This window comes from Pseudomonas sp. NPDC087185, from assembly GCF_044744955.1.
Lineage (GTDB): Bacteria > Pseudomonadota > Gammaproteobacteria > Pseudomonadales > Pseudomonadaceae > Aquipseudomonas.
Genome location: NZ_JBIUZK010000006.1, coordinates 157872 through 182363 on the forward strand (window position 1 = coordinate 157872; position 24492 = coordinate 182363).

Sequence of the window (24492 nt, forward strand, 5' to 3'; positions counted from 1 at the left end):
AGGGAGCCCTGAGGTACATATGCTTCTGGCGATGCTGAACGAGCATCTGGAAAATTCGATCAGCACTCTTCCAGGAGGCGCGCCGCCCAATATTGAAAATTCTAGATTGCAAACAGAATTAACCCTGATCAAACAGGAAAACTTGACGCTGAAGCAAAAACTGCGATCGGCACATCATGAGCTAAACATGATCCACGCAGGTGGCATCGTATTAAGCGATCACTCATGAAGAAGTACCTCATCAAGCGGGTCATCCATCGACTAAATGGCATCAGTCAGATCACCTGCGTCGACTCAGGGAACGGTAGAATCGCCTCATTGCGCTTTCGCACTGATGCACTCGATTTTCCGCTGCTTGCCGGGCGTATGTATATGCTGCGAACCGCTGCACGTAGCCATGGAGTCAACCTGGTAGCCGCCCTGGAATGTGGCCTGGACATCTCGGCCTGGGCCACGCTCATTGAGCACAACTTTTTCCTCGCCGATATAGAGCTCAAACCCACTGCAAAACGACTGCTCACCTCTCTAGACGCAGCTCAACGCGAGAGGCTCTTAGACAGCCTCGTCCAAAATTACCTGAAACCCTGGCAAGGAGTACTCCCAGAACCGCAATGCACCCTGCTAGGGGTGGCGTTCCAAGAGGCTCAGCAACGGTACCAGCACGTTAAGCGTCTCATGGCTTGGGGGCTTCCTCAAACGCGCGCAGAAGTCTGCTATGACACGTTTGGTTCCGATGCATGTGCCCTTCCGCTTGCCAGGCTCAGGGCCCTCTTGTCGTTCGGCTCATCACAGTTGATTCAATCAGCCCTGTCCTCGCAAACGAGTCTGGAAGTCAGCCAACGTGTGGCGCTTGAGCTACTGACCTGGTTCATAGATCAAGGCTCGAAGGGACGCACGATCTTTCACAAGACGGAGCTGCCCAAGTCCTCCGGAAAGGCCCTCGAACTCTGCACCGACCGGGGCTGGACAATTATTGATGGGGAGTACTGCCAACTCAAATCCCACGCCATGCTTCAGGTCGCGGTGCGCAGACAGCTCGAACGCCTATCGAGCAGTTTTTTCCCCACCTATACGCCTCAGGAAGTCCAATACGGTTATTCCAGATACAGCCAAGTCATCGCGTCCTATGACCATCAAAATTACCAGGACGAAATCATCGTAGCCATCAACTCAAGGCTGTCGGTGGTCATTGCCCGTGCCCTATCAAGCGTTTGTGAGTTCACGAGCCAGCTGTCCAGCACCTTGCAGATCTTGTACGCGCCGGCTCCTCAGCTCGTCGTGTATTCAAGTTCCATGCTGCCTATCTATGATGCCTGTTCTGAGAACATTGCAGTTCCATTCCACGAGCTCCCGCCTGACCTCGCTGAGTACGGCACCGTCATCATCACCGACTGCCATCTACTTACGCTCAGTGACTTCTTGGTGGCCCTCAAGGGAGTCCCTGCCTCCACGCGGGTGGTGCTATTCGATGCCCGGCCAGCTATGGCTGAGCATCCAGCACATTTCCTGGACGCTCTCAAAGCCTACTACCCCATCATCGCCCTACATGCTGCGAATCACGCTGTATCAGCGATCCCAGCGCCGAGTCTTGAGCCCAGTGGCGAAGACCAGGTGTTCAACGTTCACTGGGCCGAGCAATGGCATCAAGCGTCTAAGGGTGAAATTTTTGTCAGTGACTCTCCTTCGCTAATCGCAACGATCAATCAGCGTCTGAGTCGAGTACGAGCACCGGTAGTCCTTCAAACCCAGGAGACAAGTTTCAGAAAGCATGATCGGATCAGAGTGCGCCCGGCCCATGCCAACAAGTGGGATCCTTTCATCTGCCGACTTCATTCGGTCAGTGGGAAGGGGCTGTTTGTGGAAGCGGAAGGCCGGTACTCCACCTTGCCACCTGAACTCATTGACGAGGCAAAGGTGTCACTCGGCTTCGCCATGTCTCCAGAGGCAGCCGTCCAGGCAGGCGCGCGATCGGTCGTGCTGATCGCGGCGAAGGCATCCAGGCATGCTTGGATTGAATACCTGAAGGCCTATCGCATTGAGGTCAGCCAGGTGTATGTGCATGATCAACCCATGGCGGCGAAGACAGTACCGATCTCTCACCAACGGCTGACCCCACTGGTCGAGTAGGGCCATGAGCCCCCTCCCCGGCTTGTCCTGTGGATCATCCAAAAATCCATTACTAGCTCTGCCGAGATCTTTACTACATTCAACGCCAGGACAAAGCGTTGATGTGATAGTCATCATGAATGCCCCGGATGACTTTCTACTTTTGAGGATGCTGCAAAGCATCAAGCTCACTTGAGGGCCGACCAGCCACATACGGCTGGTCGCGTCGAATGCCTGCCCTGTTGATCCACTGTATCCTGCCAGACCAGATGAAGCGGGCTTGAATCCGCAGTTGTTAAAGGCAATCCAGATGTCCGTCAGATTCATACTTTTCGACGCCTTCGGCACCTTGCTTCGAATCCCGCAGGGCAGACACCCCTATCGCATGATTTTGAAAGAAGGCATCCGACAAGGTCGTCGCCCGCAGCCGAACGATCTGCATCAGGTCATGACCCGAAGTCTGAGCCTGGCAGAGGCGGCTGAGCTTTTCGGAATCAGCATCCGACCCGATCTCATGGCCGAAATCCAAGATGCACTGGACGCTGATCTAAATAGCATCGAACCGTTTGATGATGGGTTGCGAGCAGTGGAAATGCTGCAGTCCGAAGGCATCAAGATCGCCGTTGCCTCCAATCTCGCGGCGCCGTATGGAGAGCCCGTATGCCGACTGTATCCAACGCTTGATGGCTACGGCTTCAGCTACGCAATCGGCGCGATGAAACCTGAGCCATTCATGTACAGGGCGAGCTGTGAGCTACTCGGTGCTGATACCAGCGAATACTTCAGCGACAATCAGGTGATGATGATTGGTGACTCGATCCAGCGCGATTGCTACGCGCCTCGCGAGGTGGGTATTCAAGGCTTCTTCTTAAATCGCAGAGGTGGTGAGGGCTTCAAGAGCCTGACCGACTTCGCTGACCACGTGTTAGCCACCAACAGCGGGTTGGCATCTTAAACTCTCTACGATATAGCGAGATCGGGGAAGGCAACATCCATTGCGACATGCTGTTTGGCAAATACCATGCTTCACACCGGCATCAAACCCATCAGACCGGGACGACAGAAACCAGCTCGATGTACTTGAACCGTTTTTTCCTGGCTGCGTTTCTAGCCTCTTGTTCTGCTAGCAGGGTGCTCAAGGTACTCGCGTCGTAGCTGAAGAGCTCCTCATCGCCTTCGAAGACCTTGCTGACCTTCAGCGTTACTCGAAGCTTGGGTGACGAGAGTTTACGAGCTGCCGGTTTGACGGCGATCGGTTTGATAGCTTCAGAAGAAAGAGGTTTTTCAGATGCAGTGGGGGCAGAGCTGGATGTGCCGAACAGCGCCCGGCGCATTTCCTCTTCACTCAAATCGACGGTCATCACAGGTGTCTCGCGGGGGGCTAGAGGCATGCGGCGGCATAATCTAGAAATGCCAGCATCGAGAATTGCCCCTGCATTATGACTGAACAAGGATCTGAGCGCCCCTGTGATCTTCAGACATAGAGCTCATTTTGCATGCCATTCGGCGACCGAAGATAACGGGCACGATTAGGGTCATGAACGCTGGCAAACATCGACTGTAAACCACTTTTTTGCACTGTAAACCTTAGTAGTTAACAGTACAAAAAAATGGTTTACAGCAAACGTTAATCCCCAGGCTGAACCTTCACCGGCATGCTGCGAGCCATGCAGTCACACTGCAGCCACTCAAAATCTGGCTATGATTCAGAGCGGAGCGGCATCGGACTGCTCAGCATCCAGGGACGCAGTGCATGGCAAGGATTCGTCGGATTCAGATCGAAAATTTCCGTTCAATTCAAAGCCTGGACTGGACTCCTCCTCCGGGAATCAACCGCCTGGTTGGCTCTGGCGACAGCGGGAAGTCCAGCATTCTCGATGCTATTGATCTCTGCCTGAGTGCCCGGCGCAACGCATCGTTTGGCGCCACTGATTTCTACCGGTGATGTCACCTACCCGATCCTGATCATGGCGCCTCTGGGCGATCTGCCCAATGACCTGATCAACCTGGACAGCTACGGAGATTTCCTACGAGGCTTCGACCTCGCCAATCAAACACTGGAAGACAAACCACGTTTTGGTATTGAGACCGTTCTCACATTACAGCTGAGGGTAGAGAGCGACCTAGAGTCCATCTGCACGGCAACAGGAGATTGAACGTAACCTTGCTCGGAAAGACCGTGCTCGCATCTCTCCAGCTCGCATAGGCAGCTATACCAACGTCAATTTGTCATGGAATCGCAACTCCATCCTCAACCGCCTCACTGAAGATCGGCCCGCTCTGGGTGGTGCATTGGCAGCCGCATGCAGGACGCCCTCCTCTGCTTCGGCGTACAAGCCGGCGCACAGCTCCAGCAGCCACTCCAAATCGTAACGCAAACTGCCACGAATCTCGGAGTTCCGGTGGGCGCATTCGCGCAGGCTTTGCTCGATGCACATGCTGTTTCGATCGGTGGTGGCGCCATCGCCTTGCACAACGAGCAGGGAATGCCTCTACGATCCCTGGGCATCCCTACAGCCTTACTGCTTGCTCACGTTAGCTAGACGCCGAGCGAGCTCTTGCATCGTATGGCTTAAATTACGCAACGTTGCTGCATCATGAGCACCTTTTTCACTGGATGAATGAATACGCACGGCCAGCTCGTTAATTTCCTGTGTAACATGACTCTGCTCTTGTGCCGCAACTGCGATTTGCTGGGCTCGATCGACAATTTCAACGAATCCTGAAATTGTGACATCAATCGATTGATTAACATTCTCGGACTGATCACATGCCTGCCTGGTACTGAGTTCGCCTGCCACCATCGTCGCCACAGAATTTGAGGAAGCATGCCTAAGCTCTCCAATCATATCTTGAATTTTATTCGCTGACGATTGTGTACGACCTGCCAGCGTTCGAACCTCGTCTGCAACAACCGCGAAACCACGCCCTTGTTCACCTGCTCTGGCTGCCTCTATTGCCGCATTCAGCGCCAACAGGTTAGTTTGGTCAGATATAGATTTAATCACAGCCAGAACCCCGCTGACGTTTTCGATATCGTTCCCCAGTTGGGAGATAGCAGCCGCAACGTGGGAAACATTCGAACTCAACGAAAGAATAGTTTCACCATTCTGCTGCACCTGGAATTGGCTGGTACGGGCACGATCTAGGGAGTTCTGAGCTGTCTCTGAGCAGTCACTTGTATTTTTAGCAACCTCACAGGCACTCGCAGCCATCTCGGTTACTGCAGTCGCAAGGAGTGCATTATCTTGTCGTTGTTTATCAGCTCTTTCGGCCATGACTGCCGCTAATTCTGCAACGGCATTAGCATGATGCTCTAGCGCTGTTGACTCGTGCCCAATGGTATTAAGCATTCCTTGCAAGCGCCCGGCGTACTCGTTGACGGCTTTGCGTAAGAGTCCGATCTCATCATCGCGGTTAACTTGGAGACAGGCTGCATCGCTCTGCGCGCCCAACCTATTGATCTGCTCGGTGGTCTCGCCAATCAATTTGAATAGTGCACGGCCCGACATCCAGATAACACCAAACAGCACTATGAGCAATGGGATCAAAATCACCAGCATCTCGTTTTTGAGCTGTCTCGCAATAGCTGTCATTGTGCTCGAAGGCGTGACCAAGCCGACAATCCAGCCCGTGCCGGGGACTCTTTCCATGCTCACGTATGCTGGAGAGTCAAACGAGGTGTCATGATCAATCTTGAGCGTTTTGGAAGAGTTCCCGTTGTCTTCGCTCCAACGGATAAAGTCGGCGAACCAAGGATATAACTGTAAAACGGCGGAGGCCTTGGCTGCTTGCACGCCTGGCTCTACCCTGGGGAAGAACAGTACATTACCAGACCTATCGATTGCGAAAGCATAACCGCCAGTGACACTACCATTAGCCTTCAGAAAGTCCGCTATTCCACTGAGCGTCATATCGATCGTAGCGACACCTGAGAAACGCCCCTCTCTCACGTACTGCACGGAGCAAGTCGTCATCAGAACTTTGCTGACGGGATCAAGGTAGGCGTCTGACCACGCACATTTTCCAGGCTGTCCACTCTGCCCCTGCTTGTACCAATCAGCCGCTTGATAGGGAGGCGCTCCTGGAAGATTATTGTCAGCGGAGAACTCAAGCGATCCTTGTTTCGTCCTTGACCAGTACAAGCTATCGAGCTCCGTGCCCGGAGTGAATGCTCCGGGCTCTGGCCATAATCCTCCTCCAGCTATCGCCTGATTACCTTCACTATCAATAATTTTGGCTAGCGTAGGCTTCACTAGCTCATGCCTCAAGGGGAGTGTTGCACCGACGTTTGCTAACGCGACAGTGCGCCCCTCGACCTCTCCAAGTCTGGCGCTAAGTTGTCGTGACAAGGCAAGTACTGATTGCTGAGAAGCGTGGATTTGAGAAGCGATAAGCTTCGGCTCCCCGCGAAAGACGATCACCGCATAGATGACTAGCGCAATAAGCGTAACAATAAGAATCAAGGCAAGCGAGAATCGCGCAACTATTGTTTTAGGCACAACAAGCCCGTCCTAGTCTAAATATTTAAATGCCACAACCGCATGCATCGACATGCCCAAATAATTTTGAAACGCAGGTCATACGCAAACTTACTTTTTATGGTTTGTAATTCTGGGCGTAGCGAATTGGTTAGTCACTGCGATGCATTTCGTTTCAGCCGGAGCTATGCCCTGCAGTTAGGTTTACTTCCACGGCAGCGCATGGATGCTGAGCCCCCATGCGCATTTTCCGGGCAAGTTTCACCTTGAAATCAAATTATTCCCACTCATCTCTGCTGGCACAGAAACTTCTAAAATCCCCAATATAGTAGGTGCTAAGTCACACAAGCGTCCCTGATTTAATGTCACACCGGTAGTCTCGTTCGCCACATAGATCAAAGGCACCGGGTTTGTAGTATGAGCGGTGTGGGCTTGCTCAGATTCAGGATCGACCATCTGTTCCACGTTGCCGTGGTCAGCGGTGATCAGGCAATAGCCCCCACTTTTCAAAGTAGCCTCGACCACCCTGGCCAAGCACAGATCCAGCGCCTCAACAGCTTTCACCGCCGCATCGAACGATCCGGTGTGCCCCACCATGTCGCCATTGGCATAGTTACAGACAATCAGATCGTTCTGTGCACTGAGGATCTCTTCCTCCAATCTATCGGTGAGCTCGAAAGCGCTCATCTCGGGCTGGAGGTCATACGAAGCAACCAACGGCGACTGAATCAGTATCCGTCGCTCACCATCAAACGGCTCTTCTCGACCGCCATTGAAGAAGAACGTCACGTGAGCGTATTTTTCAGTTTCCGCGATCCGCAGTTGGGTCTTTCCCAGATTTGCCAGGTACTCACCCAAGCTGTTCGAGATAGCTTCGGGCGGGAAAGCGCATGGCCCATTCAGATCATCGGAGTATCGGGTCAGCGTCAGCAGGCGCTCTTTGGCTATTACGCCGCTTCGAGAGAACGCGTCGAAGGCAGGGGAAATCAACGCCTCACACAACTGCCGCGCACGATCAGGACGGAAGTTCATGAAGATGATCGAGTCATCCGCACCGATTGGCTCAGCCGCTCCGATCACCGTGGCCTGGACGAACTCATCGGACTCCCCTCGTTCATAAGCGGCCTGGAGAGCGTCACTGGCGGATTGAGCATGGTGTTCTGCTTCACCTTGCACGATCAGGCGGTACGCCGACTCAACTCGGTTCCAACGCTTGTCTCGATCCAGTGCGAAGTAGCGACCAATGACGGTTGCGATTCGACCGCACTGCTGCTGAGCAAGTGCATCCTCCAATGCAGATATCGACTCAGCTGCGCTCTTCGGAGGCGTGTCGCGACCGTCAAGGAATGCGTGCACGTAGACCCGCTCGACTCCCTCCCCGGCCAGAATCTGACAGCAAGCAATGATCTGGTCGATGTGGCTGTGAACGCCACCAGACGAAAGCAGGCCCATCACATGCATGGCGCCACCACGGGTCTTGGTGCCGTTCACCAGCTCCATCAGCGCTGGGTTGCTTGCAAAGGAGCCATCCTCGATGGCTTTGTTGATGCGGGTGAAGTTCTGATAAACGATCCGGCCCGCGCCGAGGTTCATGTGCCCGACCTCAGAGTTGCCCATCTGGCCATCAGGCAAGCCCACCGCTAAGCCCGAGGTAGCAATGAGACTATGAGGGTATCGCTCGAACAACCCGTCCAGCGTGGGCGTGCGGGCAGCGGCAAAGGCATTCGCTTCTACCTCCGCCCGCACACCGATCCCATCGAGGATGATCAGTGTGCAGGTAGCCATCTCAGGTACTCACTCAGAAGATGTAATCAGTGGTGAGGAAGCTCGACTCGCGGTTGCGAATGATCTCACTCACCAGCTCTTTGTTTTGCTCGTTGAACTTGGTGGCCACCAAGGTACGGATCGAGAACACCCGAAGCGCGTCGTGCACAGAGAGTGTGCCTTCGGCGGAGTTCTTGCGCCCGTTGAAGGGGTACGAATCCGGGCCACGCTGGCACTGGGTATTCAGGTTGATGCGTCCTACCTGGTTGGCGAAGACATCGACGAGGCGACCGACCTGGTTGCGGTTGGTACCGAAAATGCTCAACTGCTGCCCGAAATCGGAATCCAGTACGTAGTCGATGACCGTCTGCAGATCCCGATACGGCACAACCGGTACCAACGGGCCGAACTGCTCTTCCTGGTAGATGCGCATATCAGCTGCGACCGGGTACAGGACTGCTGGGAAGAAGAACGAACCACGGGCTTCACCCCCACCTTGGTTGACGACCCGAGCCCCCTTCTCCAGGGCATCAGCGACCAAGTCATTGAGAAAATCGACCTTCCCCGGCTCTGGCAGCGGCGTCAGGGCAACACCTGGCTCCCAAGGCATACCAGGCTTGAGCGAGGCCAGCTTGTGGTTGAACTTCTCCAGGAACTGATCGACGACGTCTTCGTGCACGAACAGGATTTTCAGCGCGGTACAGCGCTGACCGTTGAACGACAGGGAGCCTGTAACGGCTTCGTTGACGGCGTTGTCGAGATCAACCTCAGGCAAGACGATACCTGGGTTCTTGGCATCCAGACCGAGCGCAGCACGCAACCGGTGCGGGCGAGGGTGCAGCTTCTTCAGCGCACTGGCGCCCTTGTTGGTACCGATGAACGCGAAGATATCCACTTTGCCGCTGGCCATCAGGGCGCTCACGGTCTCGCGGCCACTGCCGTAGATCACGTTGATGACGCCGGCAGGGAAGCTGTCGCGGAATGCCTCCAGCAACGGACGAATCAGCAAGACGCCGAACTTGGCAGGCTTGAAGACCACGGTGTTACCCATGATCAGCGCAGGGATCAGCGTGGTGAAGGTTTCGTTCAGTGGGTAGTTATACGGCCCCATGCAGAGGGTCACGCCTAGCGGTACACGGCGAATCTGGCCCAGGGTGTCCTGCTCCAGTTCGAAACGGCTTGAACGACGATCGAGGTCTTTCAGGGCGTTGATGGTATCAACGATGTAGTCGCAAGTGCGGTCGAACTCCTTCTCGGAATCCTTGAGGTTTTTGCCGATCTCCCACATCAGCAGTTTCACCACGGCTGTGCGCTGCTCTCGCATACGAGACAAGAACGCTTCAACGTGGCGAATTCGCTCTGCCACCCGCATGGTAGGCCATTCACCTTGGCCATTGTCGTAGGCTTTGACCGCTGCATCCAACGCGACCAGTGCAGCATCAGCATCCATCTCCGGGAAGCTTCCCAGCACAACCTGTTGATCACCGTCAGGGGTGGAGAGATAAACTGGGCTGGTGACCTTGAGCAGGCTACCGTCCCAGCGCCGAAGCTGGCCGCCTACCAGGTACTCGCGCTGCTCGACGGGTTCTCCGAGTCGATACGCTTCAGGGATCTCATTTGCGGTAGGGAAGAGGTTGGCTAAGCGGTTACTGGTCATTTCGAGTTCTCTTGGAATAGTCTGAATGTTGGCGGGCCGGCACGCAGCCCGCTTCATGCGATAAAAGTTGTCAGGACTGGCCCGCCTTGCAGATGGACAGGAACGACAGGGCGTCCAGCGACGCGCCTCCTACCAGGCCACCATCGATATCGGGTTGGCTGAACAACTCAGCGGCGTTGTCGCCTTTGACGCTGCCGCCGTAGAGGATGCGAGTTGTCCGCGCGACTTCTGGACTGATCTCCGCGATGTAGCGGCGAATGTGCTGATGTACCTCTTGCGCCTGCAGAGGGGTCGCGGTCTCCCCCGTCCCGATAGCCCAGACAGGCTCATAGGCGATGACACCCTTGCCCAGATCCTCCACGCCCACGGCATCCAGCACTGCCAGGAGCTGGTCATTTACGACGTTCAGGGTCTCCCCATCACGACGCTGATCCAGCGTCTCGCCGACACACAAGACGGGAGTCAGCCCGGCGCTCAGGGCGGCCTTGTATTTGGCTGCCACCAACTCATTGGTTTCGCCGTTCAGGCTGCGGCGCTCAGAGTGGCCGACCAGGACGTAGTGACACCCAACGTCCCGTAGCATTGGGCCCGAGATCTCACCGGTGAAAGCCCCTTGCTCTGACTCACTCAGGTTCTGTGCGCCCAAATGGATCGGTGAATGGATGACCAAACCCGCCAATTGCTCCAGATAGATGGCTGGTGGGCAGATGGCGATGTCAACGTTCTCCAGCTGATCCAGAGGTGCTAGAAATTTGGACAAGAACTCGGCATTGCTCCTTCGGGAGCCATTCATTTTCCAGTTGCCGATAACGAGCTTGTTTGCCATGTTCATCCGCCCCTTCACGATCTGCGGGAAAGAAGCGCTTCGGCGCTGTAAGGCGCACGCGCCTCAAGTGCTTCCTCGATGCGCAGCAGGCGGTTGTACTTGCCAACCCGGTCAGAGCGGCAAAGCGAACCTGTTTTGATCTGGCCTGCACCGGTAGCAACAGCAAGGTCGGCGATAGTGGTGTCTTCGGTTTCGCCGGAACGGTGAGAAATCACCGCTGTGTAACCTGCTTTCTGCGCCATGCGAATGGCGTCGAAGGTTTCGCTCAGGCTGCCGATCTGGTTGAACTTGATCAGGATCGAGTTGGCGATGCCTTGTTGAATACCTTCGTGCAGGATCTGGGTATTGGTCACGAACAGGTCATCGCCGACCAGCTGAACTTTCTGGCCCAGTCGCTTGGTGAGATGCGCCCACCCTTCCCAATCACTTTCGTCCATACCATCTTCGATGGAGATGATGGGATACGCGTCGCACAGGCCAGCCAGGTATTCAGCAAACTCAATCGACGAGAACGACTTACCTTCGCCGGCCAACACGTACCGTCCGTCCTTGAAGAACTCCGATGCCGCACAATCCAAGGCGAGAGTGATGTCTTTACCCAGCTCATAGCCAGATCGGGATACGGCTTCCTTGATCACCACGAGGGCTTCTTCGTTAGACCCAAGGGACGGTGCAAAACCACCTTCATCACCTACGGCGGTGCTCAGGCCGCGCTCGCTCAGCACCTTCTTCAAGCTGTGGAACACTTCAGCCCCCATGCGCAAGGCTTCGCGGAAGCTTGTCGCACTCACTGGCTGAATCATGAACTCCTGGATGTCGATGTTGTTGTCAGCGTGCTCGCCGCCATTGATGATATTCATCATTGGAACAGGCATGGCCAAACGCGGTTCAGCGCTGTACAACGAAGCCAGGTGCTCGTAGAGAGGGACGTTGAGAGATGCCGCAGCAGCTTTCGCCGTTGCCAGGGAGACCGCCAAAATCGAATTGGCACCCAGGATCGATTTCGCATCAGTGCCGTCCAGGGTGATCATTGCCTGATCGATCACCCGTTGGTTCAAAGCGTCGAGCCCCACAATCCGTTCGCGAATTGGATTGTTCACGTTCTCCACGGCACGCATCACGCCCTTACCCTGGTAGCGCCAGGAGCCATCACGTAGCTCCAGGGCCTCACGGGATCCTGTGGACGCGCCGGAAGGAACACTCGCCTCCCCCACCACGCCACACTCCAAGGTGACGACGGCTTCCACGGTAGGGTTACCACGAGAGTCCAGGATTTCGCGGGCGAATACATTTTGGATCAGGGTGTTCTTTTTCACAGGCGGTACCAACGAAGCGTTGTAAGTTGCGGTTTCAGAATCCAGGGTTAGCAGTTCCTGCTGCTCTGCCACTTGCGTACGAAAGTCAAAATCACGCGGCCACTCACCGGCGCCGTGTAAATTCTGCTCACGCTGGTGCCCAACGGCACTGCTAATCAGGTCGGTCATGGGGCACTCCTCTCAGTTGATGCGATCACCGACACGCACGATGCGCAGGGTGTTGGTACCCCCTTGCGCATTGAGGTAGCTACCTTTAGTGATGAGCACGTGATCGCCTTCAGTGACTACACCTCGGCTCACCAGCTCATCGATGGCACGCTGGTTCACTTCATCGGTGGGAATGGTGTCTGCATCAAACGGGACAGTGCTGACGCCACGGAAAAGAGCTACTCGATTCTGAGTGCGCGCATTCCGCGAGAAAGCGAAGATGGGCAGGTGAGAGCGAATTCTCGACATGAGTCGCGGAGTGTCACCGCTCTCGGTCATGCAGATGATCGCCTTCACGCCATCCAGGTGGTTGGCGGCATACATGGCCGACATCGCGATCGACTCATCAATGCGATGGAAGACCTCGTTCATCCGATGCTTGGAGCGGTGAGCCAGAGGATGCTTTTCCGCACCCAGGATGACTCGGCACATGGCCTCGATGGTTTCGATGGGATAGGCGCCCGCTGCAGTTTCGGCTGAAAGCATCACTGCATCGGTGCCATCGAGAACGGCGTTCGCGACGTCGAACACTTCCGCACGCGTGGGCAGAGACTGGGTGATCATCGTCTCCATCATCTGAGTTGCCGTGATCACCACCCGATTCAGCGTCCTGGCACGATCGATGATCAGCTTCTGGACAGCGACCAGCTCAGCGTCCCCGATCTCGACCCCAAGGTCACCACGCGCGACCATGACGCCATCGGAAGCCTCGATGATTGCATCCAGAATGGCAGTGTCTTGCACGGTTTCAGCGCGCTCGATTTTTGCTACCAAACCCGCTTGACCTCCCGCCTCCAGCATCAGCTTGCGGGCCAGGTGCATGTCATCGGCGTCACGTGGGAACGACACAGCCAGGTAGTCAGCTTGCATGAGCGCTGCTGTCTTGATGTCCTCGCGGTCTTTTTCGGTGAGGGCAGCAGCGGAGAGGCCACCGCCTTTGCGGTTGATCCCCTTGTTGTTCGACAGAGGGCCGCCGACCACTACGGTGCAGATCAACGAGCTCTCTAGTACTTCCTGCACCTCCAGCTCAATTCGGCCATCATCCAGAAGCAAGATGTCGTGAGGGCGGCTATCGGTGATCAGCGCCTTGTAGTCGATACCCACCTGGGTCGCATCACCTTCGTCCCGAGCCAATCGGGCATTGAGCGTAAAGGTCTGCCCTTTGGTGAGGACAACCTTGGTGTCGGCGAACCGGGCGATTCGGATCTTGGGGCCCTGAAGGTCAGCCAGAACGGCGACGAAGCGACCATGTTTCGCCGCCAGCGAGCGCACCAGTGAGGCGCGACTCATGTGGTCTTCCGCAGACCCGTGAGAAAAATTGAGGCGAACAACGTCGACACCGGCCTTGATCAGGCCTTCGATCATTTCGGGCGTGTTAGTGGCAGGGCCGAGTGTGGCGACTATTTTAGTTCTGCGTTGCATAGTAGTGACATCTCGCTCAATGGGCACAGCCCAGGCTGGTGGGTGATGAAATGCCGCACCATTTGTGCCGATGTCACTTTTCTTTGTGAGAATTACAATAAAAACCACTATTTCAGTCACTAATCAAGCAAATTTATGACTGAACGCTTGTTTTAACGCGCCCACCGAATGTGGGCTAACTATTCGGACTTCCACAACTTCAGCGCCTTGAAAAGCGAGGCTGGGTTGTAAATTCTCCGGGTTATCAAGGGTAAAAGGTGTGCATCCGTAACACACCCATTCAGAACGTGTAGCACGGTATCAACACGAGCACGAATGACTGAAGTCACATTTTAATGACCGTTTCCAAGGAATGACTGATTAGGCTGCTCACTCCTTGAATCGGGCGCTTATCTCATCAGCGCTTAGTACACCGCCTGTCGTTCCTCATCCCCCCGTAAAGCTTGATAAAGAAGCCACTTCAATGATTGAGCGAGAACTCGCCCCATAACAAAGAGCAGAGGGTCGACGACCGAATTTCTGGAAATATCGGTCAAAAAACCAACCGTTCAGTCACTGGCATGTGGGATGCACCTCCTTTGGCATAGCTGATTTATCCCAACAGGCAATAACATGACGAAACCATTACCTAATCACACCGATGTCTTCGACGTCGTCGTTGTCGGCGGCGGCGTTGTGGGATGCGCGATGGTGAGACGTTTCACCTTGGAAGGTGCCAAGGTGCTTCTGCTGGAGAAGAGTTCTGACATTCTGTCGGGCGCCAGTAAGGGCAACAGTGCAATCCTACATACCGGCTTCGACGCTCCTCGCGACAGCCTCGAACTGCGCTGCATGCAGGATGGTTACCAGGAGTACCTGGACATCCACTCCAAGATGAACCTTCCACTGCTCAAGTCGGGCGCGATGGTCGTTGCCTGGAGTGAAGAGGATCTGGCGAAACTGCAGGGCATCGTTCAGCAGGCGCATGACAATGGCGTAGCAGACGTTCGGCTCATTGACCGAGCACGAGTGCGCGCTCTCGAACCTCACCTTGCAAACCATGCACTCGGCGCCGCTGAGGTGCCAGGCGAGTTCTTGATCGATCCTTGGTCTGCCCCTTTGGGCTACCTGCAGCAGGCCATGATGCTGGGTGCCAAAACCCAGTTCAATGCCGAAGTCCTCGGCGGTCACTTCGATGGCGACCTGTGGCGCCTGGAGACATCGCAAGGGACATTCCAAACCCGCACCGTGATCAACTGTGCCGGATTGTTCGGGGACATCCTTGAGCAGAATCTGCTGGGTGAATCCAGCTTCTCGATTCATCCCCGCAAGGGCCAGTTCGTAGTATTCGACAAAGCAGCGTCGCGCTACCTCACGAACATCGTGCTACCCGTTCCCAACGAACGTACCAAGGGCATCGTGCTTACCAAGACCGTCTACGGCAACCTACTGGTAGGCCCTACCGCCGAAGAGCAGGAAGACCGTATTCATGCTCGCCTGGACAGCGAAATTCTCGGCCAACTGGTAGAAGCCGCAGTAGAACGTATTCCATCACTGGAAGGCATGCCAGTAACCGCGACGTATGCAGCCTTACGCCCTGCTTCTGAGAAAAAGGAGTACCGAGTACGCAAGGTGGAAGGCAAGAACTGGATCACCGTAGGTGGTATCCGCTCGACCGGTCTGACGGCAGCGCTCGGTATCGCCAAGCACGTCTTTAGCCTTTACGACTTCAAGCACGACGCGCCCGCTAACCTCGTGTGGCCCTCAATGCCAAACTTGGCTGAGCACCTCCCTCGTGACTACCAAAAGCCTGGTTACGAAGAGATTGTGTGCCACTGCGAAATGGTCACGCTGCGAGAAATCAAAGCAGCCTTGAGCAGCCCTCTCCCACCCGGAGATATCGGCGGCCTCAAACGCCGAACCCGTGCGTGCATGGGACGCTGCCAGGGTTTCTATTGTGGAGCGAGGGTCGCTGAGCTAAGTGCTGGTCACCTCGCCATTCCTCTTGCTACAGGTGTTTGCCATGAGTCCCACTAACATCGAAAACGTCGACGTCGCCATCATCGGTGGTGGCCCGTCGGGACTTTCTGCAGCCATCGAACTGCGCAAGCAGGGCATCGGTAAGATTGTAGTGATCGAACGCGAGCCGGAAGCTGGTGGCATTCCTCGTCATTGTGGTCACCCACCGTTCGGGTTCTGGGAGTACGGACGTATCTACAGTGGGCCTGACTACGCCAAGCGCAACGTCAGCGAGGCCAAGAAAGCTGGCGTGGATATTCGAGTGCTGCACTCCGTGACCCGTCTCGGAGCAAATGGCCAACTGGACATTGTGAGCCCTGCAGGGGCTCTGCAGATCCAGGCAAAACGAGTGCTCATCGCAACCGGTGCACGTGAGACGCCACGCTCCGCGCGTCTGGTTGGGGGTGACCGGCCACTGGGCGTCATCAATACCGGAGCCTTCCAGTCATACGTGTATCTTGAGCACTTGAAGCCGTTCGAGCGCCCGCTGATTGTGGGTACCGAGTTGGTCAGCTTGTCCTCGGTGCTCAGTTGCCGGAAAGCAGGTATCAAACCTGTGGCCATGATCGAAGCGAACCGCCGCGCAACAGCGCGCTGGCCACTCTCACTGTTCCCGCGACTCTGCGGCGTGCCTATGCACTTTGGTGCGCAGCTTCAGGAGATTCATGGGACTGGCCGCGTCGAAGGCGCAAGCGTGAAGTTGGCAGATGGCTCGATCCGCGAGTTTGAATGCGACGGCGTGCTGCTGACCGGGCGCTTTGTCCCCGAGTCCAGCCTGGTAAGGCTGAGCGATCTCAAGCTTGACCTGAAAAGCGGTGGCCCCGCCATTGATCAGTATGGCAGGTGCTCAGACCCGGCCTACTTCGCTGCTGGCAACCTCTTGCGCCCCATTGAAACCGCAGGATGGTCATACCGGGAAGGTCGCAAGATCGCCTCCCTGATCGTACGCGACCTCAGTGGGCAGTTGCCGGCCACAGGCCAGGACGTCGAGATCCTTTGCAAAGGCCAGCTCAAACTCTGTGTCCCACAGCGCCTCACCCTGTCACCGGTGGAAGGCATGAAGAACCTGCAGATGCGAGTAAACCGCGCAACGCGTGGCCGCCTGCTGATCACCGCCGATGGTAAAGAGCTTTGGTCGCGTACCACGTCTGCTCTACCGGAACGCCGAATTCTCGTCCCGATTGCATCGTTGAATGTACCGAAGGGCGTGCAGCAGATTGAAGTCGACTTTGTCGGCGAGTAAGTAGATAGCCGAGGAGACAACAAAAAAATGCGTATCGCCGCGCTCGATCAAGGTACCACCAGCACACGTGTCCTGGTCGTCACTCAAAATGGCTCCGCCGACATTCAGCAATCGCTTCGGCACCAACAACATCACCCGCATCCAGGCTGGGTAGAGCACGATCCTATCGAGCTCCTGAACAACCTCCAGAGTTGCCTTGAAGCAACGGGCAAGGTCGACGCCATCGGGATCGCGAACCAAGGCGAAAGCTGCCTGGCATGGGATGCGAAAACCGGTGAGCCGCTCTCGCCTGTGATCGTGTGGCAGGACAACCGCACCGCACCTGAAATCAGCCGACTGCGCGCAACAGGCGCTCAGGCGCTGACCTTGGAGCGAGCTGGCCTCGCCCTCGACCCGTACTTCTCGGCAAGCAAGTTGGCCTGGATTGTTCAGAACCTGCCCGCAGCCCAGAGCGCGCTGAAGGCTGGACGACTGCGCCTGGGCACCACCGACGCCTACTTCCTGGATAGGCTCACCGGTGTGTTCGCCACTGACGTCACAACGGCATCGCGCACCTCGCTGATGAACCTGGCCACCGGGCAGTGGGACACCGAACTGTGCGAACTGTTCGGCGTGCCGATGGAGGCACTCCCCGAGATCCGCGACACCGTTGGGTTCTTCGGTGAAATCGGTGTTACTCCAGTCACCGCATCGATCGTCGATCAGCAGGCCTCTTTGTACGGCCACGGTTGCCGTGCTGGAGGAGATGCAAAGATCACCTACGGTACCGGCGCCTTCGCCCTAACCGTCACGGGTGATCAGATCATCCGGGCTCCCGAAAAAGGCCTGCTTGCCACAATCGCTTGGCAAATTGCGGGCAAACCTACCTATGCCATGGACGGGGGTGTTTATGACGCCAGCGCCGCTGTGGAATGGGCGGGTCGTCTCGGCCTCTTCAGTGATTTCTCCGAGCTGGCCGCCTTCAGTGAGCCCCCTGCTATTTCGCGCAGGCTTGCCTTCGTCCCAGCCCTATCGGGCCTCGCTTGTCCGCATTGGGATCGCAGCGCTGCAGCATTGTGGGTCGGCATGAGCGGTGGCACTACCCGCCAGGACATGTGCCAGGCACTTCTCGAAGGCGTCGCACTGCGCAGCGTCGAAGTGATTTCGGCGATGGACGGATTCCTCAACGTAACCGACCAACTGTCCATCGATGGTGGCCTTGCACGCAGCCCATATTTCGCTCAGTTCCTGGCCGATGCGTTGCAACGCTGCATCGTTACCCAACGCTTCGACGAACTGACTTCGTTCGGCTGCGCGGCCCTGGCCGCCAAGGGCATCGGTATCGAGCTCAAGCCTCCACGCAACACCAGCACAAAGTTCCGGCCACGCATCAGCGCGACCGAAGCACAACAGTGGCGCGAAACCTTCTCCGATGCCGTGAAACGGTGCAGAAGCTGGAGGTAAATCAGTCCGGTAAATCAGTGGTCACCCAGGGCAGAGTTTCAAACTTTGCCCTGTGGCCAACATCACCCCGGGATCATGCATTTTTTGCCCACTCCAGAAGAGGGAAAAACACAAAACCACATCATTAAAGTCCATGGCATACCGCGTGCGTCGATAACAATAACTCACCCTGACGATCATGATCGGGACGAGTCTGCTTGAGAGTGAACACACTTCAGGAGACATCCATATGTCTGAAATTACTCGGGCTCAACTGAACGACGGCCCACCCGCCGAAGAGCAATACACAGCTCAGTTCGAAAGAACGTTGGGCAAGTTCGAATCCTTCGCTGTCGCCTTCTCCTTCATCTCCATCACCACAGGTCTGTTCTCGACCTATGGCAGCATGCTGACTTCCAGCGGGCCCATTGGCATATGGACATGGCCGGTCGTTACCTTGGGCACCATTCTCGTTGCACTCGTATTTGGGTTGCTGGCGAGCAAAATTCCGCTTTCCGGATTCAGCTACCAGTGGGCCAGCCGCTTGGTGAATCCGGTGCTGGGTTGGTGGTTTGGCTGGGCAAGCTTCGCCTTCCTCTCCATCGTCACCGTGGCAGTAGATTACGGCCTGGCCCAGGTCGCACTGTTCCCCCTACTCGGATGGGAGTACAGCGCCCCTGCCGGCGCACTGACGACCCTCATCCTGATTCTGGTGCAGACAGCTCTCATCATCTGGTCGACACCGATCCTGACCAAAATAAACAATCTCGCCGTCGGCGCCGAAGTCGTCGCGGTGTTCGGACTCATCGTTGCGATTGGCGCCGCCGTAGCGTTCTTCGGCAAAGGAAACACGTCCAACTTGCTGTCCACGGGGATTGTCCACAGTGACAACTACTACGGCTGGCTTGGCCCGTTCATGCTCTCGGGTCTTCTCGGTGCATTTACTCTGGTGGGCTGGGAGTCCGCTGCCAACCTGGCTGAAGAAACGCACAACCCCAAGCAGGTGGTACCCAAGGCGATGGTCAACGCCGTTGTCGTCAGTGGCGTACTCGGGACACTGTTCCTGATCGTTGTCAGCCTGGGCCTTGGCGACAACGTAGCCGAACTCACTCGAAGCTCAGCACCTGTAGCAGACGTCATTCGGATGACACTGGGTGAAACCTTCAGCAAGGTGGTGTTGGTGGTAGTTTGCGTGGCCATCTTCGCCTGCGGCCTCGTGATCATGACGAGCAACAGCCGGCTCATTCATGCCATGGCCCGAGATGGCCGTCTGCCCTTTTCAGAAAAACTATCGATCGTGCCGAGACCATCGGGTGGGCCACTGTGGGCAACGCTCCTGGCATGCGTCGTGTCGGTCGGCATCGTGCTCAGCTTCTACAGCTCCCCTGACGCACTGACCCAGTTGCTGGGTGCCGCGACACTGTTCCCGGCGCTGCTCTACAGCGGTACCGTGATGCTATACATTTTCACCCGTCACAAGCATATCCATCACCCCGACGACTTCACACTCGGCAAGTGGGAATGGCCTGTGGTTGTCGGCGCAAGCGTGTGGCTTTTCGTGGAGATGTGCGTCTTCATCATCCCGAACGATTTCCGTGTAGCGCAGATGTATGTACTGGCGTCCATGCTGGTGGGAGTCGTCGTGTTCGCGGCAGTATGGATGCGCCGTAGAAAACAGCTGGAGCGCATGCCCCCACTGGGCACATACCTCTAGCACCACAACGTACTAAAAATGGGCTGCTGCCATATAAGCGACAGCCCTTCCCCTCTACGCAGCCGTTACCTCAAAACTTGAGCTCATCCGAGACCGTCGAAGTAGTGTACTGAACTCCCGAGATCTTATATACCGCAACAGCCTGCTCAGTTATGGCCATACTGAATTCTGGCCGCCTCCCTGGATTGAGCAAGTCTCCAGCAGACCCCTGATCAAACAATACGAAATTGATACCACCGCCGCTACGCTGCACAGACTTGAATGCCACACCGTCAAATTCATAATGGCAATATCGGATATATTCAGCTAGTGCTTGAGTCATCACGTAGTCGGTGTCATGAATCCTGACCGGCCTAGCAATCAGATCATGCAAGTAGCGGAGAAGCATTCGACGGCTGCTTCGAACATCATAGCTAGGACTAAACCAACTTATAGGCTCATGATCTAGGCTTTCAAGCACCGAGAAATCAAAGAACTTTAAATTTTTGGTCGATGTAAACTCACCTACCACCACTTCGTCACCTATCGATGGACGAACTTCCGCGATACAAGTCTCAAAATCTCCAGCCGCGTAAAAAAGTGAAACGCCAGCGGCACTCATTCTATTATTTGCAGCCCGACCTGGTGGCGGAGCACCAAGCTCTTTCAGAGGGTCAGCTTTAAACTTTGAACTGTCCTCCTGGTTACTCGAAACTCGCGCTCGAAAAAATTTAGAGCCCTCCGGAAGCTCACGCACGGCAGCAGGCGCTTCGCGTCGTTTCTCCGCCCCCCACATAGCTTCAAAAATGAGCGATTCAAAGAATTTTTTGGCATTCTCATTAAAAAATCGCTGACCATGCGTCAGCTGTGATGAGACTTCCTGCCAATCTCCCTCAACCCACCAGCGCTGATGCTCTTCCGAGTCAAACTTGTTAGGTGCCAAGAGATATTCCTGGCCAAAAAAATAAAAATCTTCCTCAGTAGCATCAGCGCTAACTAATAACTCTGAGATCTTGTCGCACGCCACTTTCGATTTACATCTAATCGCCCGCCCAACAATTTCACTCAAGGTCATCGTGTGATTCGGGAATGCTGAACAATCTATGGTGAAAAAATTGTGCAGAGCTTTCTTTATTATTTCAGCGACTTTTTCAGGCCTTTGAGCCCTATCGACAAGCGCCCCACACACGAAACACTCACGTGATTTTATCAAGTGATCAGCCCTTGAGCGCAGCCAATCGTCCTTAATACAATTCAAGCACACATAGAATTTTTCTCTATCCTCTGCCTCTAACAGGAATCGTTGAAAACTCTCTTTACCACGACGAGATATCATATCCATCATCTCAAATATCAGTGCACGTGCATTAAGCAAACAAACACTTAGGCGCGACACCTAGTTTCATTCAAGTCGGTTACCAGCAGGCACTTCATGTACCTCGACATGGGCCTCAGCCAGAGCCTTCGCCAACTCGCCTACCGGCTTACGGTCGATAATCAGCCGGTCAATCCGGTCAAGCGGGAAAACCTGGAACAAGGCGCGCTTGCCCATTTTAGAGGAGTCGGCGATGACGGTTAGATAGCGGGTGCGCGCAATCATCGCCCGAGTGATCTCCGCTTCCTCGATCGAGAAGTCGAACGCACCGTCCGCACTGAGTGCTCCGATGGTCACCACGGCGTGTTCTGCGTTGAAGCGGGCAATCTGCTCCATGGCCAACGCCCCAGTATTCTGAGCTGACTCTGGGCGATACTCCCCACCAATCATGAAGACACGGTTACCACTTGCCCCAATGCTTTCGGCAATCATCAGCGAGTTCGTGATGACAGTGATCCGACTCATCTTCGCAAGCTCACGTGCAAAAAAGAGCGTCGTCGTGCCGGTATCGATGAGGATGCTATCTCCTGGGGAGTAGAGCCCTGCAGCGTAGCGCGCGACCATCCGCTTCTCTACCGAGAACTCGTTCATGCGGGTTTGGAACGCATTCTCGTGTTCTCCGCGAGGGGGTAGTGATGCCCCTCCATGGTACTTGGTGACCTGCCCGTCTTCCGAAAGAACTGTCAGATCGCGTCGGATCGTTTCTTGAGAGGTACTAAGAGAGCGAGCCAGCTCCTCTACTGATATCCGCTCGCGTTGCCGCAGCAACTCCAGGATGTGCTGTCGCCTTTCACTCGGACGCATTTCTACTCCTTGGTCAGGTGCTGATGCCTCTAAAAGAAGCGATAGGTGTTACCGACGCACACACTTGAGGCATCGGTAACGCGCAACGGCAAACGCCTGCTGACATCGCGCACCATTACTCTTGTGATTTCAGAAACTTACCCACGGCCCTTCCAGCCCGCACTTTTGATGCTTCCAGTCACAATACGCTGCAAACTTGACCGAATCCAGCTCAAATGACCCTCAAAACCACACTAAAACAACGAATGGCACGTGATGTGGTTAGTAAATGGTCAGAAACGTCTCGGAAGCCGCCCAGCCGACTTGCTGAAGATTCCGGCGATTCGCATTCACGTTGACGGCGCTCCTGATCTAGATCGGGAGCTAAACAAGAAAAAAGTTCCAGGCCAGCGGATCAGACGCTAGGCAATCGGGGACATGAAGGTGAAGCCATGGCTGAGTTTGGAAATTTTGTGATCTATCTGATCATGATGGGTGCGGTGATCGGTGCTTGCGCATCCGTTCTCAAGCCTGAGAGTGGTCTGGGTAAAGAGTTCGTGAACGGAATTCACTCAATCGGGCCCGTCTTCCTCGCTCAGGCGGGGATCATGATCTCCATCCCGTTCCTGTCGAAATTCATTGAAATGGCCCTCGGCCCATACTTCAGCCTCATGGGGTCGGACGTCTCGATCGCGGCGCTCTCGATCATCGCGGTGGACATGGGTGGCTATCAGCTCGCGGACGCGATCGCAGCAAACCGAGATGTCTGGATCACTGCCATGATTGTCGGCTACACATCCGGCGCCACCATCGTCTACCTGATCCCGGTAGGCCTGATGATGCTGGAACGCAAGGATCATAAATATCTCGCCCTGGGCGCGATGGCCGGATTGATCAGCATTCCCTTCGCGGTACTCGCTTCGCTGGTGATGATCACCTCGTTCAACCTGCCAGTGCGTGAAATCGTATCGACGAACTCACCGGCTCTCCACTACCTGACGCTGGATTTCGTGGCCTGTCTCAAGCTGCTGACTCCGCTGTTTATCTTCTGCTTCGTCCTCGCGGCAGGTCTGCGCTACAGAGCCAATCTCATGGTTGCCGGCTTCCTGGTATTCGGCAAGGTCATGGACGCTTTCATCAAGATCATCCTGGCTCTCGCCATCGTGGAGCACTTCACCGGCTTCTTCATGAAGAACTTCGGGGTATGGGGCTTCGATCCAATGTTTGCAGATCAGAAGGAGCTGTTCCGCGCGATCGAGATCGCAGGCTACATTGGCATCATGCTCGCCGGCACCTTCCCCATCTGCTTCCTGTTCAACAAATACTGCCGTCGCCCGATGGAAGTCCTTGGCAAGCAGTTCGGCCTCTCTGGCCCAGGTGCAGCCGCCTTCGTGATGGTGTTCGCCAACATTATCGCGGTCTATCACATGTTCAAAAACCTGAATGCTCGCGACAAGGTGCTGTGCGTTGCGCTGGGCGTATGTGCTCAAGCAACCATCGGCGACCACCTGGCATTCACCGCCAACTTCCAGCCCACGCTGATCATGCCTGTACTGCTGGCCAAGCTCTTCGGTGGCCTGCTGGCAGTCGGCATCGCAATCAAGATTTCCGTGCCTGCAGCTCTGCGTTATGAAGCTCAGGAAAACGCTCAGCAGGACGAACTCGATTGCCCGCAAACCGCACTCCGCTCTGCCTGACCGGTAATCCCAAGAGGCGAACACTCGCCGCAACTAATAGAGGTATACATGCGTAAAATTTTCCTGGCCTGCCCATACAGCCATGCCGACGCCAAAGTCACCCAGGAACGCTTCCTGGCATGCAACAAGGTAGCCGCAACCATCGTCGAGTCTGGCAATGCCGTTTTCAGCCAAGTGTCGATGTCCCACCCGATCAACCTGGCCTTTGAAGGCAAAGACAACGCTGCCATTGGAAAGCTCTGGGCTCCCGTTGACGCGGTGTTCATGGATGTCATGGAGGAACTGATCATCCTCGACCTGCCAGGCTGGGATCTGAGCTCGGGCATCAAGCGTGAGATCGAGTTCTTCAAAGGCCGCGATCAAAAGGTGAGTTTGTGGTCTGAAGTCAGCCACGAGTTCCAATAAGAGAAGGAGGCTAAAAGCCTCCTTCTTCGTTTCTCCCCCGCCGCTCAACCCTCTCGCTGCGATCTTGGTTCGTGCTCAGTGCCGTATCCGCTCCGGG

20 protein-coding genes and 1 pseudogene are annotated in these 24492 nt (G+C 55.5%); 11 read left to right on the forward strand and 10 right to left on the reverse strand.

The window, feature by feature from the left end:
• Positions 1-19 precede the first annotated feature (19 nt).
• The 3 genes from ACIPIJ_RS20890 (at position 20) to ACIPIJ_RS20900 (ending at position 3061) form a co-directional block, all read left to right on the forward strand.
• Positions 20-229: a hypothetical protein gene (locus ACIPIJ_RS20890; protein ID WP_401080092.1), complete on the forward strand. Its 210-nt coding sequence runs from the start codon at positions 20-22 to the stop codon at positions 227-229.
• Positions 226-2127: a hypothetical protein gene (locus ACIPIJ_RS20895; protein ID WP_401080094.1), complete on the forward strand. Its 1902-nt coding sequence runs from the start codon at positions 226-228 to the stop codon at positions 2125-2127. Before ACIPIJ_RS20890 ends, ACIPIJ_RS20895 begins: the two co-directional genes overlap by 4 nt.
• Positions 2128-2416: 289 nt before the next feature.
• The gene (locus ACIPIJ_RS20900) at positions 2417-3061 is read left to right on the forward strand and encodes an HAD family hydrolase (protein ID WP_401080096.1); all 645 of its coding nucleotides are present in this window, start codon (positions 2417-2419) and stop codon (positions 3059-3061) included.
• Between the two features lie 91 nt (positions 3062-3152).
• On the opposite strand, the gene ACIPIJ_RS20905 is transcribed toward ACIPIJ_RS20900, so the two are convergent.
• Complete coding sequence (locus tag ACIPIJ_RS20905) at positions 3153-3467, reverse strand: hypothetical protein (RefSeq protein WP_401080098.1); 315 nt, start codon at positions 3465-3467, stop codon at positions 3153-3155.
• Positions 3468-3859: 392 nt separating this feature from the next.
• On the opposite strand from ACIPIJ_RS20905, the gene ACIPIJ_RS20910 reads away from it, so the two are divergent.
• Both ACIPIJ_RS20910 and ACIPIJ_RS20915 read left to right on the forward strand, forming a co-directional pair.
• A complete protein-coding gene (locus ACIPIJ_RS20910; protein WP_401080100.1) occupies positions 3860-4051 on the forward strand; it encodes an AAA family ATPase in 192 nt (63 codons plus the stop codon).
• A complete protein-coding gene (locus ACIPIJ_RS20915; protein WP_401080102.1) occupies positions 4026-4262 on the forward strand; it encodes a hypothetical protein in 237 nt (78 codons plus the stop codon). Before ACIPIJ_RS20910 ends, ACIPIJ_RS20915 begins: the two co-directional genes overlap by 26 nt.
• Before the next feature lie 363 nt (positions 4263-4625).
• Here ACIPIJ_RS20915 and ACIPIJ_RS20920 read toward each other — a convergent pair whose 3' ends face one another.
• From ACIPIJ_RS20920 to pyk, 7 genes and pseudogenes are all read right to left on the reverse strand, one after another.
• The gene (locus ACIPIJ_RS20920) at positions 4626-5759 is read right to left on the reverse strand and encodes a methyl-accepting chemotaxis protein (protein ID WP_401080664.1); all 1134 of its coding nucleotides are present in this window, start codon (positions 5757-5759) and stop codon (positions 4626-4628) included.
• Positions 5736-6608: pseudogene (locus ACIPIJ_RS20925) on the reverse strand (cache domain-containing protein); the annotation flags it as partial. The gene ACIPIJ_RS20920 and the pseudogene ACIPIJ_RS20925, both read right to left, overlap by 24 nt.
• A gap of 240 nt (positions 6609-6848) precedes the next feature.
• A complete protein-coding gene (gpmI, locus tag ACIPIJ_RS20930) occupies positions 6849-8372 on the reverse strand; it encodes a 2,3-bisphosphoglycerate-independent phosphoglycerate mutase (protein WP_401080104.1) in 1524 nt (507 codons plus the stop codon).
• A gap of 13 nt (positions 8373-8385) precedes the next feature.
• Complete coding sequence (locus ACIPIJ_RS20935) at positions 8386-10008, reverse strand: NADP-dependent glyceraldehyde-3-phosphate dehydrogenase (protein ID WP_401080106.1); 1623 nt, start codon at positions 10006-10008, stop codon at positions 8386-8388.
• 70 nt (positions 10009-10078) lie between these two features.
• A complete protein-coding gene (gene tpiA, locus ACIPIJ_RS20940) occupies positions 10079-10834 on the reverse strand; it encodes a triose-phosphate isomerase (RefSeq protein ID WP_401080108.1) in 756 nt (251 codons plus the stop codon).
• A gap of 14 nt (positions 10835-10848) precedes the next feature.
• Positions 10849-12318: a phosphopyruvate hydratase gene (gene eno / locus ACIPIJ_RS20945; RefSeq protein ID WP_401080110.1), complete on the reverse strand. Its 1470-nt coding sequence runs from the start codon at positions 12316-12318 to the stop codon at positions 10849-10851.
• A 12-nt stretch (positions 12319-12330) separates the two neighbouring features.
• Complete coding sequence (gene pyk / locus ACIPIJ_RS20950) at positions 12331-13779, reverse strand: pyruvate kinase (protein WP_401080112.1); 1449 nt, start codon at positions 13777-13779, stop codon at positions 12331-12333.
• 612 nt (positions 13780-14391) lie between these two features.
• Here pyk and ACIPIJ_RS20955 point away from each other — a divergent pair.
• From ACIPIJ_RS20955 to ACIPIJ_RS20970, 4 genes are all read left to right on the forward strand, one after another.
• Complete coding sequence (locus ACIPIJ_RS20955) at positions 14392-15795, forward strand: NAD(P)/FAD-dependent oxidoreductase (RefSeq protein ID WP_401080114.1); 1404 nt, start codon at positions 14392-14394, stop codon at positions 15793-15795.
• Positions 15782-17020: an NAD(P)/FAD-dependent oxidoreductase gene (locus tag ACIPIJ_RS20960; protein ID WP_401080116.1), complete on the forward strand. Its 1239-nt coding sequence runs from the start codon at positions 15782-15784 to the stop codon at positions 17018-17020. The genes ACIPIJ_RS20955 and ACIPIJ_RS20960 overlap by 14 nt, the downstream gene beginning before the upstream one ends.
• A 27-nt stretch (positions 17021-17047) precedes the next feature.
• Complete coding sequence (locus ACIPIJ_RS20965; protein ID WP_401080118.1) at positions 17048-18463, forward strand: FGGY family carbohydrate kinase; 1416 nt, start codon at positions 17048-17050, stop codon at positions 18461-18463.
• A gap of 229 nt (positions 18464-18692) precedes the next feature.
• On the forward strand, positions 18693-20156 hold the full coding sequence (locus ACIPIJ_RS20970) for an amino acid permease (RefSeq protein WP_401080120.1): 1464 nt from the start codon (positions 18693-18695) through the stop codon (positions 20154-20156).
• A 70-nt stretch (positions 20157-20226) separates the two neighbouring features.
• On the opposite strand, the gene ACIPIJ_RS20975 is transcribed toward ACIPIJ_RS20970, so the two are convergent.
• Positions 20227-21531 carry an RES family NAD+ phosphorylase gene (locus ACIPIJ_RS20975; RefSeq protein WP_401080122.1) on the reverse strand — a complete coding sequence of 435 codons (1305 nt, stop codon included), beginning with the start codon at positions 21529-21531 and terminating at the stop codon, positions 20227-20229.
• 6 nt (positions 21532-21537) lie between these two features.
• The gene (locus ACIPIJ_RS20980; RefSeq protein ID WP_401080124.1) at positions 21538-22314 is read right to left on the reverse strand and encodes a DeoR/GlpR family DNA-binding transcription regulator; all 777 of its coding nucleotides are present in this window, start codon (positions 22312-22314) and stop codon (positions 21538-21540) included.
• 431 nt (positions 22315-22745) lie between these two features.
• Here ACIPIJ_RS20980 and eutH point away from each other — a divergent pair, with 431 nt between their 5' ends.
• Both eutH and ACIPIJ_RS20990 read left to right on the forward strand, forming a co-directional pair.
• Positions 22746-23990 carry an ethanolamine utilization protein EutH gene (eutH, locus tag ACIPIJ_RS20985; RefSeq protein WP_401080126.1) on the forward strand — a complete coding sequence of 415 codons (1245 nt, stop codon included), beginning with the start codon at positions 22746-22748 and terminating at the stop codon, positions 23988-23990.
• A gap of 48 nt (positions 23991-24038) precedes the next feature.
• Positions 24039-24395 carry a DUF1937 family protein gene (locus ACIPIJ_RS20990; protein WP_401080127.1) on the forward strand — a complete coding sequence of 119 codons (357 nt, stop codon included), beginning with the start codon at positions 24039-24041 and terminating at the stop codon, positions 24393-24395.
• Positions 24396-24492: the final 97 nt, after the last annotated feature.

Bases quoted from the DNA above. Each gene is read 5' to 3' on its own strand.
- ACIPIJ_RS20890 (WP_401080092.1), top strand. From the start codon at position 20: ATGCTTCTGGCGATGCTGAACGAGCATCTGGAAAATTCGATCAGCACT.
- ACIPIJ_RS20895 (WP_401080094.1), top strand. From the start codon at position 226: ATGAAGAAGTACCTCATCAAGCGGGTCATCCATCGACTAAATGGCATC.
- ACIPIJ_RS20900 (WP_401080096.1), top strand. From the start codon at position 2,417: ATGTCCGTCAGATTCATACTTTTCGACGCCTTCGGCACCTTGCTTCGA.
- ACIPIJ_RS20905 (WP_401080098.1), bottom strand. From the start codon at position 3,467: ATGACCGTCGATTTGAGTGAAGAGGAAATGCGCCGGGCGCTGTTCGGC.
- ACIPIJ_RS20910 (WP_401080100.1), top strand. From the start codon at position 3,860: ATGGCAAGGATTCGTCGGATTCAGATCGAAAATTTCCGTTCAATTCAA.
- ACIPIJ_RS20920 (WP_401080664.1), bottom strand. From the start codon at position 5,759: ATGGAAAGAGTCCCCGGCACGGGCTGGATTGTCGGCTTGGTCACGCCT.
- gpmI (WP_401080104.1), bottom strand. From the start codon at position 8,372: ATGGCTACCTGCACACTGATCATCCTCGATGGGATCGGTGTGCGGGCG.
- ACIPIJ_RS20935 (WP_401080106.1), bottom strand. From the start codon at position 10,008: ATGACCAGTAACCGCTTAGCCAACCTCTTCCCTACCGCAAATGAGATC.
- tpiA (WP_401080108.1), bottom strand. From the start codon at position 10,834: ATGGCAAACAAGCTCGTTATCGGCAACTGGAAAATGAATGGCTCCCGA.
- eno (WP_401080110.1), bottom strand. From the start codon at position 12,318: ATGACCGACCTGATTAGCAGTGCCGTTGGGCACCAGCGTGAGCAGAAT.
- pyk (WP_401080112.1), bottom strand. From the start codon at position 13,779: ATGCAACGCAGAACTAAAATAGTCGCCACACTCGGCCCTGCCACTAAC.
- ACIPIJ_RS20955 (WP_401080114.1), top strand. From the start codon at position 14,392: ATGACGAAACCATTACCTAATCACACCGATGTCTTCGACGTCGTCGTT.
- ACIPIJ_RS20960 (WP_401080116.1), top strand. From the start codon at position 15,782: ATGAGTCCCACTAACATCGAAAACGTCGACGTCGCCATCATCGGTGGT.
- ACIPIJ_RS20965 (WP_401080118.1), top strand. From the start codon at position 17,048: ATGCGTATCGCCGCGCTCGATCAAGGTACCACCAGCACACGTGTCCTG.
- ACIPIJ_RS20970 (WP_401080120.1), top strand. From the start codon at position 18,693: ATGTCTGAAATTACTCGGGCTCAACTGAACGACGGCCCACCCGCCGAA.
- ACIPIJ_RS20980 (WP_401080124.1), bottom strand. From the start codon at position 22,314: ATGCGTCCGAGTGAAAGGCGACAGCACATCCTGGAGTTGCTGCGGCAA.
- eutH (WP_401080126.1), top strand. From the start codon at position 22,746: ATGGCTGAGTTTGGAAATTTTGTGATCTATCTGATCATGATGGGTGCG.
- ACIPIJ_RS20990 (WP_401080127.1), top strand. From the start codon at position 24,039: ATGCGTAAAATTTTCCTGGCCTGCCCATACAGCCATGCCGACGCCAAA.